The organism is Amycolatopsis sp. NPDC059021 (genome assembly GCF_042739895.1).
Classification (GTDB): Bacteria; Actinomycetota; Actinomycetes; order Mycobacteriales; family Pseudonocardiaceae; genus Amycolatopsis.
The window spans coordinates 118,704-125,757 of the sequence record NZ_JBHYIQ010000008.1 but is presented as its reverse complement, the minus strand read 5'-3'; the positions used below and the strand labels follow the sequence as shown (position 1 = coordinate 125,757).

At 70.8% G+C, this 7,054-nt stretch carries 7 protein-coding genes; 6 read left to right on the top strand and 1 reads right to left on the bottom strand.

What is annotated here, in order from left to right; all coding sequences use genetic code 11:
* The first annotated feature begins 281 nt into the window (after positions 1–281).
* Complete coding sequence (locus ACFWX1_RS07080) at positions 282–788, top strand: GNAT family N-acetyltransferase (RefSeq protein ID WP_378384683.1); 507 nt, start codon at positions 282–284, stop codon at positions 786–788.
* Positions 789–830: 42 nt separating this feature from the next.
* Here the strand turns inward: ACFWX1_RS07080 and ACFWX1_RS07075 are convergent, their stop codons facing one another.
* Complete coding sequence (locus ACFWX1_RS07075) at positions 831–1,226, bottom strand: RidA family protein (RefSeq protein ID WP_378384803.1); 396 nt, start codon at positions 1,224–1,226, stop codon at positions 831–833.
* A gap of 136 nt (positions 1,227–1,362) precedes the next feature.
* Here ACFWX1_RS07075 and ACFWX1_RS07070 point away from each other — a divergent pair, with 136 nt between their 5' ends.
* The 5 genes from ACFWX1_RS07070 to egtC all read left to right on the top strand — a co-directional run bounded on the left by ACFWX1_RS07070 (position 1,363) and on the right by egtC (position 6,923).
* Complete coding sequence (locus ACFWX1_RS07070) at positions 1,363–2,337, top strand: helix-turn-helix transcriptional regulator (RefSeq protein WP_378384681.1); 975 nt, start codon at positions 1,363–1,365, stop codon at positions 2,335–2,337.
* 72 nt (positions 2,338–2,409) lie between these two features.
* Complete coding sequence (gene pip / locus ACFWX1_RS07065; RefSeq protein WP_378384679.1) at positions 2,410–3,357, top strand: prolyl aminopeptidase; 948 nt, start codon at positions 2,410–2,412, stop codon at positions 3,355–3,357.
* A gap of 91 nt (positions 3,358–3,448) precedes the next feature.
* Positions 3,449–4,723, top strand: a complete 1,275-nt coding sequence (locus ACFWX1_RS07060) for a glutamate-cysteine ligase family protein (protein WP_378384678.1) — start codon at positions 3,449–3,451, stop codon at positions 4,721–4,723.
* A 76-nt stretch (positions 4,724–4,799) separates the two neighbouring features.
* Positions 4,800–6,152, top strand: coding sequence for an ergothioneine biosynthesis protein EgtB (egtB, locus tag ACFWX1_RS07055; RefSeq protein WP_378384676.1), 1,353 nt, complete (start codon positions 4,800–4,802; stop codon positions 6,150–6,152).
* A 6-nt stretch (positions 6,153–6,158) separates the two neighbouring features.
* Positions 6,159–6,923: an ergothioneine biosynthesis protein EgtC gene (egtC, locus tag ACFWX1_RS07050; RefSeq protein ID WP_378384674.1), complete on the top strand. Its 765-nt coding sequence runs from the start codon at positions 6,159–6,161 to the stop codon at positions 6,921–6,923.
* The last annotated feature ends 131 nt before the right edge of the window (positions 6,924–7,054 follow it).

Below are 7,054 nucleotides of genomic sequence, written 5' to 3'. Positions count from 1 at the left end.
CGAACGCTCCGTTCGGGACGTTCATCGTCTGCAACGGAGCGTTCGCGACACCGGGTGATGCTGTCGGAGTGGGCGGGGAGGTCCGGGGGACGCCCTAGGTGCATCCAGCGCACCCAGGGACGCCCCCGTCGCACCCAACGCACCCAGGGGCGCCCTTGGTGCACCCAAGCCCGGCGGACCGAAGGTGTCCTTCAGTACATCCGGCCCCTGAGCCCCAGAACCCTTAGTGAGAAAACCCCAGTATGGAAAACCGGCGGCGCGGTGACCGCCCGCTTGCCAGGATGAGCGACGTGGACATCCGGGAATGCCGCGCCGGCGACGTGCCCCTGCTCGAAATCCACCTTCCGTCGCCCGGCGCGAACCGCTATCACGAGGCTCGATACCGGCGGCAGGAGGAAAACGCGAGTACGTTCCTCGTCGCCTGGGACGGCGACCGGCCGGTGGGCGTCGGTGAAATCCGGTGGAACGGCTGCGCCGCGCCCGAGGTCCGGGCGAGTTGTCCCGGTTGCCCGGAGATCAACGGTCTCGGCGTCGCGGAGGACCGGCGTTCGCGGGGGATCGGGACCGCGTTGCTGGCGGCTGCCGAGACCTGTGCGCGGGACCGCGGCTATGGCCACATCGGACTCGGCATCGACGACGACAACCCGCGCGCGGCCGCGCTCTATCTCCGGCTCGGTTACCGCGAGACCGGCTGCCGGTATCTCGACCGGTACTCCTACGTGGACGCCGATGGGGCCCGGCACGACATCGCCGATCCCGCCCGGTTCCTGGTCAAGGACCTCGGATGACAAGCTGCTCGTGCCGGGGCGACCGGCACGAGCAGCGAGGCATCATGCGACGGCGGTCCCCTCGAGTTCGACGAGCTGGCCGGGGATCGCCAGCCTTGTCACCCCGAGCATCGTGGTGGCCGGTGCCACCCTGGCGGCGCCGAGCCGCGCCGCCAGCACGCCGTAGTGCCGGAAGAGCAGATCGACGTCGGTGGTGTAGACGTTGAGCCGGACGAGGTTCGCCAGCGACATGCCGGCCTCGCCGAGCACGGCCTCGAGGTTGTCGAGGCTCAGCGCCACTTGAGCTGCCATGTCACCGTCGTGCTGGGGCTTGCCGTCGGCGCTCATCGCGGTCTGCCCGGAGCAGTACAGGGTCCGGGTGTCCCCGGAGACGAGCTCACCCTGGTTGAATCCCATCTCCACCGACCAGGTCACCGGGTTGACCGCGGTTCGTTCCAATGCCACTTCCGCTCCATTCGATTCATCGGGCACACGTACGCCCGTCCGCCGGGCAGCCGCCCAGCGCCGGCGCCGTGCAAAGAGCCTCCCAACGAATCACGACATCCTGTGTCGTGTATTCCGCTAGGGTTTTCCCATGCGCGCCGACCGGTTGGTGTCGCTGGTGTTGCTGCTGCGCCAGCGCGGCAGGCTGTCCGCGACCACGCTCGCCCGCGAGCTGGAGGTGTCCACCCGCACCGTGCTGCGCGACATCGAGGCGCTGTCCGCGGCAGGCGTCCCGGTCTATGCCGAACGCGGCAGACACGGCGGTTTCGCTCTGCTGCCCGGTTTCCAGACGGAACTCACCGGGCTGAACCACGACGAGGCGCTCGCCCTGCTGGTCGCCGGATCACGGCGCGGCGCGCAGGTGTTCGGCCTCGGCTCGGCGCTCGCCTCGGCCATGCTGAAGGTGATCGACGCGCTCCCCGAAAGCCATCGGGACACCGCTGCCGGTGTCGCCGAGCGATTGCTCATCGACCCGGAGACCGACCTGCTCTCGCGCCGCGTGGCCGCCGAGGAGGTGCCCGACACCATCGTGACCGAGATCCGGCGCGCGGTGTTCGCCGGGCACAAGGTGCGCATCCGCTACGCGGCGGTGGATCAGGCTCCGAAGTGGCGCACGGTGGACCCGATCGGCCTGGTCACCGTCCGCGATCAGGGCTATCTGCTGGCCACGAGGTCCGGCGAGGATCGCACCTACCGGCTTTCCCGGGTCTCGGCCGCCGAGGAACTCGCCGAACCCGCACAGCGACCGGACCGGGTCGATCTGGACCGGGCCTGGCAGGAACGCAGCACGCGGTTCCGGACCGGCGGAGACCAGGTGGCGGTGCTGCTGCGGGTGAAACCGGCGCGCCGGGAGGACCTGATGGGCACCGCGCTGGCTCTCCTCGCCGAAGAGGCCGGCGCGGACGGCTGGTTGCGGCTGGAGGTCACCTTCCAGGATTCACGACACGCCGAATGGGCGCTGTGGCAGCTCGGCACGGACGCGGAAGCCTTGGCACCGCAGTGGTTGCGAGTCTCCCTGCGCGACCGCGCCGCCGCCGTGGCCGGCCGCTACGGAGTGTCCCCCTGAAAACCAGCTGCTGTGCGAAGGCGTCCGCACTATCATAACAGCGCTGTTGTATCTCATGGGAGGACGAAGCGGATGGCTGGGCTGTACCCCGGGATCGAGCCCTACGAGCACGGGATGCTCGACGTCGGCGACGGCCATTCGCTCCATTGGGAGGTCTGCGGGAATCCGGCGGGCAAGCCGGCGGTGGTGCTGCACGGCGGGCCGGGAACGGGGTGTTTCCCCGGTCTCCGGCGGTACTTCGACCCGGCGCGGTACCGCGTGGTGTTGTTCGACCAGCGTGGCTGCGGGCGCAGCACGCCGCACGCGAGCGCGCCGGACGCCGATCTGTCCACGAACACGACCGGGCATCTCCTGCGGGACATGGAACTGCTGCGGACCCACCTCGGCATCGAACGCTGGCTGGTCTTCGGCGGGTCGTGGGGGTGCAACCTCGGGCTCGTCTACGCCGAGCGCCATCCGGATCGCGTGAGCGAGCTGGTCCTCATGGGACTGGCGACCGGGCGGCAGTGCGAGGTGGATCTGCTGACCCGCGGTCTGGGTGCGATGTTCCCCGCGGCCTTCGCCGAGTTCTGCGCCGGCGTACCCGAGGACGAGCGCGACGGGGACCTTTCCGCCGCGTACCACCGGCTCCTGATGGATCCGGATCCGGCGGTGCACCACGAAGCCGCGCGCCGGTGGTGTGCGTGGGAAGACGCCATTCTGCCGGATTTGCCGCCCGATGACCGATTCTCCGATCCCGTGTACCGATTGGCGTTCGCGCGGCTGGTGACGCACTACTTCAGCAACGGTTCCTGGATCGAGGACGGAGTGGTGCTTCGCGAAGCCGGAAAGCTCGCCGCGATTCCCGGTGTACTCGTCGCCGGGGTGCTGGACCTGGGGAACCTCGCCGGGACACCGTGGGAACTGAACCGCGCCTGGCCGGGAAGTGAACTCGTGATGGTGGGCGGTTCGGGGCACACCGTGTCGACGGAGGGTATGCGCGAAGCGCTCGTCGGTGCGACCGATCGGTTCGCGGGGTAGCTGAGAACGACGCTGTTTTTGTCGGACCCCGCGTGTAGCGTCCGAAGTCAAGGAGTCCCAAGGAGCGGGCTCCCCGACTTGGACGGCGGATATGACAGCGCGTTCGAATACGGTGCACGATCTTCCGGAGAAATCCGGTAGTGCGTCGAACCTGACCGCGAAGGTCCTTTCCGATCGAGCGGCGGGCGAGGCGTATGTGGCCTCCGTGTGCTTCAAGCACGGGCCACCGAAGCTCGTGGGCGTGGAACTGGAGTACACCGTGCACCACCGCGGTGACCCCGCCCGCCCGCTCGATCCCGATGTACTGGCCACGGCGCTCGGCCCGCACACCCCGCGGACACTGCGCCCCGACAGCCCCGCCTCTCCGCTCCCGGGTGGCTCGCCACTGAGTCTCGAACCCGGGTGCCAGGTAGAGATTTCTTCTCCTCCACTGGCCGGACTGCGTGAACTCGACGCGGTCGTCTCGGCCGATCTTCGCCATCTGCGTTCCCTGCTCGCCCGGCAGAATCTCGAACTGGGCGAGTCGGGCATCGACGCACACCGTCCGCCCCGGCGCGTTCTCAGTACTCCGCGGTATGCGGCGATGGAACGCCGGTTCGCCCCGCTGGGCACGGGCGGGATCACCATGATGTGCAGCACCGCCGGGCTGCAGATCTGCGTCGACACCGGGGAATCCGCCGGGTTCGCCGCCCGGTGGGCCGCCGCGCACGCGATGGGCCCGCCGTTGCTGGCGGCGTTCGCCAACTCCCGGGTGCACGCCGGGCGGGACACCGGGCACGCCTCGGCACGCTGGCTCGCCGTGCTGGAGACCGAGCCGGTGCGCACCCGGTCGGCCACGGCCGACCCGGATCCCGCGGCGGCCTGGGCGGAACGCATGATGGACACGCCGTTGATGGTGCTGCCCCGGGAAAACCGGCCATGGGACGCCCCGGAGGGGCTGACCTTCGGCGACTGGATCGAGGGCGCCGGTGCGGCCGCGGTCCTGCGCAGGCCGACCGTGGCGGATCTGGACTACCACCTCACCACGATGTTCACGCCGGTGCGCCCGCAGGGCTATCTGGAGCTGCGTTATCTCGACGCGCAGCCACCGGACGGCTGGCTGCACCCGGTCGCCCTCGTCACCGCCCTGCTCTCCCGGCCGTCCACAGTGGACAAGGTGCGGGAGCTCTGCGCGCCGGTCGAGGGGCGCTGGGCGGAGGCGGCGCGGGCCGGGCTGGCCGACGCGGACATCGCGGCGGCCGCGCGGGCGGTGGTGGAACTCGGGTGCGCCGAACTCGGCGTCACCGGGCTGCACCCGGACACCATCACGGAGATCGGCGAAAACGTGCTCGCGCGCGTGGACGGAGCGAGGAGGCAGAGGTCATGAGCGAAGCTTGCGAGCGAATCATGGATGTCATGCGCCAAAAGGGATTCAACACTGTCTCGCGGAGCGAGGCGATCGCATGAGCACATCGATTCCCGAGTACAACCCGCTGCGGGAGCTGAGCCCGCAGGATCTGCGCGCGCACGCGGCGGAAGCGCTGACGAGGGCGCGGGCGCGCAGCGTCGCGCTCACCGACGCGGTCGACGACGAGGATCTGGTCCGCCAGCACTCGAAGCTGATGTCGCCGCTGGTCTGGGACCTCGCGCACATCGGCAGCCAGGAGGAGCTGTGGCTGGTCCGCGACGTCGGTGGCCGGGAGGCGCTGCGCCCGGACATCGACGACATCTACGACGCCTTCCAGCACGCCAGGGCCGACCGGCCGGAACTGCCGCTGCTGGGCCCCGCCGAAGCGCGGCGGTACGTCCGCGAGGTCAGGGACAAGGCGTTCGACGTGCTGGAGAACGTGCCGCTGGAAGGCAGCCGGCTCACCGACAGCGCCTTCGCCTTCGGCATGATCACCCAGCACGAACAGCAGCACGACGAAACCATGCTGGCGACCCACCAGCTGCGCAAGGGGGATCCGGTGCTCAGCGCCCCGGAACCCCCGCGGGCACCCGCCGGCAGGCGCCCCGCCGAGGTCCTGGTCCCCGGTGGCCCGTTCACCATGGGCACCACGGCCGAACCGTGGGCGCTGGACAACGAACGCCCGGCGCACGAGGTCGTGGTGGACGCGTTCGTCCTCGACACCGCGCCGGTCACCTGTGGCGCGTACACGGAGTTCCTGGAGTCCGGCGGCTACGACGACGAGCGCTGGTGGAGCCCGGCGGGGTGGAAGTACCGGACGGAGCACGACATCACCGCGCCGAGGTTCTGGAAGCGGGCGCGGGACGGCTGGTGGCGGACCCGGTTCGGCGTCCACGAGAAGGTGCCCGCCACCGAGCCGGTCGTGCACGTTTCCTTCTACGAAGCCGAAGCGTACGCCGCGTGGGCGGGTAAACGGCTGCCCACGGAGGCCGAGTGGGAGAAGGCGGCCCGGTTCGATCCGGTGTCCGGGCGTTCCCGCCGGTACCCGTGGGGCGACGAGGATCCGACCGCCGAACACGCCAACCTCGGGCAGCGGCACCTGCGCCCAGCGGAGGCAGGCGCGTACCCGGCCGGTGCCTCGCCACTGGGCGTGCATCAGCTGATCGGCGACGTGTGGGAGTGGACGAGCAGCGATTTCCACGGGTACCCGGGCTTCGCGGCGTTCCCGTATCGCGAGTATTCGGAGGTCTTCTTCGGGCCGGACTACAAGGTGCTGCGCGGTGGTTCGTTCGGGACCGACGCGGCGGCCGTGCGCGGCACCTTCCGGAACTGGGACTATCCCATCCGGCGGCAGATCTTCAGCGGGTTCCGCTGTGCCCGCGATCCCCGGCCGGGCGAGGTGGCCTAGCCGGACATGTGCCGACACCTCGCGTATCTCGGCGCGCCGCGTTCGCCCGCCGAGCTGATGTTCGACGCCCCGCACTCGCTGCTGGTGCAGTCCTACGCCCCGGCCGACATGCGGGGCGGGGGATCGGTGAACGCGGACGGCTTCGGCCTCGGCTGGTATCCCGGCGGGGCCGAGCCGCTGCGCTACCGGCGGGCTGGTCCACTGTGGACGGACGAGACGCTGCCCGCGCTGGCCGCCTCGGTGCGGGTACCGGTTTTCCTGGCCGCGGTGCGCAACGGCACCACCGGCATGCCGGTCACCGAGGCGGCCGCGGCGCCCTTCACCGACGGCCGGTGGCTCTTCAGCCACAACGGCGTGGTGCGGGGCTGGCCCGAGGCGCTGGCCGCGCCGTCGAAACAGCTGCCGGTCACCGAACTGCTCACCCTCGAAGCACCGACCGACTCGGCGGTGCTCTGGGCCCTGCTGCGCGCTCGCCTGCGCGCGGGGGAGGACCCGCTGTCCGCGGTGACCGGGCTGGTGACCTCGATCGAGGCCGCCGCGCCCGGTTCCCGGCTCAACTTCCTGCTCACCGACGGGGAAACCCTGATCGGCACGGCCTGGACACATTCGCTCGCGATGCTGCGGACCGCCGAGGGCGTCGTCCTGGCCTCCGAGCCGTGTGATCCGGATCCGGCGTGGACGGCGGTGCCCGACCGGCACGCCGTCCGGGCCGGCCGCGACGGCGTCGACCTCATCCCCCTCACACCGGAACGGAGTGACCCTTCCCGATGACCGACGTGGATCTGGACAACCACCGCGCCCAGGCCGAGGGGGGGCCCGGCCCCACCCCGGGCGGCGCCCGCCCCGCGCGCCCCCGCCGCGCCGATGTGGGCGCCCCCCCGGTGGGGACACACCCCCGCCCC